This window comes from Candidatus Jordarchaeum sp., from assembly GCF_052745115.1.
On record NZ_JBRAKS010000369.1, the window covers coordinates 1 to 3,759 of the forward strand.

Here is a 3,759-nt window from a genome sequence, read left to right on the forward strand (position 1 = left end):
TTTTTAAATTGTAATATTATTATTGAGATTTTGAATTTTAAAATCTGGATGGATATTGATGAGTGAGCTTAAAATTACTAATTTGGGAATACCTTTTATAGATTCTTTGTTAGGAGGTGGATTCTTATCTAACTCAATTATTGTTATTTCACATCAGCCAGGTTCTAAAATTCGGCATCTCGGTCTGCAAATAGGTTTGAACAAATTTGATGAAAAATTGCACCTGATTAACGTTACCTTTCACTATTCATTACGTGAAGTCACCGATTGGTTGAAAGTTTATACAACTAACCAAGAGGTTTATAAAAGGGTTAGAGAAAACCGTCCCATTAGCGGCGTAAGCACCATTGACTGTTTCAACATATCTGAAGTGGAAGAGGATTCACAAATAGGTAACGTCTATTATGTTTCTAATCCTTTTAATATAGATAATCTTCTATCAGTGATGGCTAAGGTTAGGGAAAGCATTCCTGAAGACCAGCCTGTTTATTGGGTTTTTTACCACCTTACAAATATGAACATCGGCGTTTCTGAGAATGAACTTTTAAAATTCTGTAGAAGAGCTTTCCGCTACCATAAGATGCACGGTGATCTAGCGTTTTATTACCTGAATGAGAACGCTCACACGGACATGTTTTTCGCTAAGCTATACCAATTATCAGATGTTTTCATCAAAGTTGTCGCCGAAGAAACCTCAACGGGACTAATTAATGGTGTTCAAGTAATAAAGGGAGTTTTTCCCTTTGATTCGAAGAAGGTCTTTTTTGATGTAAATGAAAAGGGAATGATTGAAATTAAAAGCGACAAAAAAGATATTAAGCCACCAAAACCAGCTGAAAGTTTATTTGCTGCGGGATATCCCGAAACAAGAGAGGGTATAGAAGGTGTCAAAATTATTAGAACTGGAATTCCTATGTTTGACTCATTATTAGGTGGAGGGATGTTATCAAATTCAATAATTGTTGCCACAAACCAGTACGGAATTAGAATTCTAGAACCCCTCGCCCACATTTTCACAAGTCCACTAGAGGGGAATGCCCACATAATCAATATTAACTATCATTTTTCACCGGAAGAATACGACCTTCGACTAAAAATACTAAGTCAGAAAACAGAGATCCATAAAATACCATTAAAAAATTTTCAAAATGGCAATATTAGCATTATCGACTGTCTCAATATCCAGCGAGGTAGGAGCGAAGAGCCAAGAGGCAATATTTATCCTATTTCCAATCCCTTCGATGTTGATAGAGTTTTAACAGTAATGACGAAAGTTAGAAATAGTGTTCCTGATGAGAAGCCCGTTTTTTGGATATTCTCCACTCTAACTGACATGAGTATAGGATTATCTGAGAACGACCTAGTAATGTTCTGCAGAAAAGCCTTCCGGTACCATAAATATTGCGGGGACCTAGCACTCTACACGCTAACAGAACAGGCTCATTCAGAAAGATTCCAAGCAATGCTCTATCAGCTTTCAGATATCTTCATTAAATTTAGGGGACAGGAAACAAAAGAGGGAATAGACACCAGCCTCCAAGTCATGAAAGGAGTATTTAAATTTAGCTCTAAAAAAACTAAATATACACTAGATAATAAGGGTCAAATCCAATTCCTAGAAAATTGAAAATATAAATAAAATCAATATCCTGCTATTATATATTTCCACCGTGTACCTAGTCGTCATTATTCTATCCGTATTTTTTGGTATCCGATATTATGTTTTATCGAGGAGATGAATGACACAGAATGCGGACAGGCTTGGAATCCTACTATTTTGGCTTTCAGACATTTTCATCATTATAATGGGAATAAAAAACGCAATCGAGTAATAAAAATTTTGGAAGAGTCACAGCGGATCAAATAAAAAATCTTTTCTTTATGATAACCACACAAACTTGGCAAGAAAATATATTTTATTTATAATATTTTTTTATTAAGCAAAAAAATTAAATGTGTCCCCCCACCGTTTTGCATTTTACTTTGTGCTACCTTTTTTACCTTAGTTCTCTCTTCAAAACTTTTCCGGTTAGACTCATAGGCAAATCTTTGCGGAACTCTATAATTTTGGGTACCTTATATTTGGCTAAATTGTTTCTTAGGAACTCCATGATTTCTTCCTTTAATTGCGGAGTCTCTTGATAGCCCTCTTTTAGAACTATGTATACTTTTACTCGCTCACTACCCGGGCGTTCTGGATCCGGTATTCCGACAGTTGCAGCAATAGCCACCGCGGGGTGCTCATGAACAACCTCATCCACTTCCCTAGAGAATACCTTGTATCCGGAAACGTTAATCATGTCTTTTGTTCGGTCCACTATGTAGAAGTATCCGTCCTCATCCATATAGCCCACATCACCAGTATAGACCCATCCATCCTGCAAAGCATGATCTGTTTCCTTGGGCTTGTTCCAGTAGCCTTTATAGAACACCTGCGGTCCATATACTGCTAATTCGCCTTTTTCACCCACGGGCAAAGCTTTTCTAGTCTCAATATCCACCACCTTAACTATAGTATCTGCAAGAGGTAGGCCCACGGAACCGATTTTTTTCTTTCCTTTAAAGGGCATAATTGTGGCACCGGGACTTGTTTCTGTGAGTCCCCAGATCTCCACCACCACGCCTTTGGTTTTGGTCTGTAACTCCTTGATAATTTCTGCGGGCATGGGAGCCGCAGCGCTTAGAAACTGTTCTGCATTGACGACTTCGGATTGGAAGAATTTGGGATTGCCTAAAAGCATCATGTATAGGGTGGGTACGTTTACTATCCATTTGGGCTTATAATCATTTATTAGCTGTATTATGTTGTCGGTATCTCGAGGGTTCCATATCAGGCACTGGGCGCCTCCAATTGTTACTGCTACCAAGCATACTATCAGACCTGCCACATGAAACATGGGAAATGCTGAACAGAATGTGTCAGTTCCAAAACTGGGATTAAACCACGTGTAAATCTGGTGTATATTACATACTATGTTTTGGTGGGTGAGAACCACACCCTTGGGGAGACCGGTAGTGCCGCCGGTGTACTGTAGAATAGCCTCATCTTCTTCGGGGTCGATTTTTATTTTGAGAGGTTGTGGCTGGTGAGTTTTTAAAAGTGTGAGGAACTGTTTGGCGCCTTCTTTTTCTTGGGGCTCTGCTAGGGGACCCGACTGCTGGGGGAAGTCGCCTATACCGGCTATGATTATGTTTTTAAGTTTGGTTTTGGGTTTGACTTCATTTACTCGAGAGAGAAATAAGTCTAGAGATACGATTGTTTCCGCTCCAGAATCATTTAGGATGAATTCTACTTCTCGAGCTGAAAGCAAGGGGTTTATTCCTACCACTGTTCCTCCCGCTTTTAGTATTCCGTATAGGCTTATCACGTATTGGGGAACATTCAGCATTAGGAGGGCTACTCTGCTGCCCTTTTTAACACCCATATCGGCTAGGGCGTTGGAAAAACAGTCTATGTATTCTCCCAACTCCTTATAGGTTATTGTTCTTTTACCCCAAAAAAGCGCTGGTTTATTTGGAAAATCATTTACTGTTTTATTAAGAGTTTCGTAAATAGGTATTTTGGGATAGTCTATTGTTTTGGGAACATCTTTGTCATAGTTTTTTAACCATGGTTTTGAAAGGTAGACTTCTTCGGCCATTTTCCTTCCTCCAACTCTTTTATAATAACCAATTTTTCGATTTCTAAATTTAAGATGTTTTTAGATTTCAGTATTTGAAAATGAGTTTTTGGGGGTAGGGATACCCTTATAGTGGAGA

The 3,759-nt window shown here is 38.4% G+C and carries 2 protein-coding genes; one reads left to right on the forward strand and one right to left on the reverse strand.

The features are described from left to right. The first annotated feature begins 58 nt into the window (after window positions 1-58). On the forward strand, window positions 59-1,627 hold the full coding sequence (locus ACUVXA_RS18000; protein WP_445872667.1) for a hypothetical protein: 1,569 nt from the start codon (window positions 59-61) through the stop codon (window positions 1,625-1,627). A gap of 370 nt (window positions 1,628-1,997) precedes the next feature. On the opposite strand, the gene ACUVXA_RS18005 is transcribed toward ACUVXA_RS18000, so the two are convergent. After that, window positions 1,998-3,641, reverse strand: a complete 1,644-nt coding sequence (locus ACUVXA_RS18005; RefSeq protein WP_445872668.1) for a long-chain-fatty-acid--CoA ligase — start codon at window positions 3,639-3,641, stop codon at window positions 1,998-2,000. Between the last annotated feature and the right edge of the window lie 118 nt (window positions 3,642-3,759).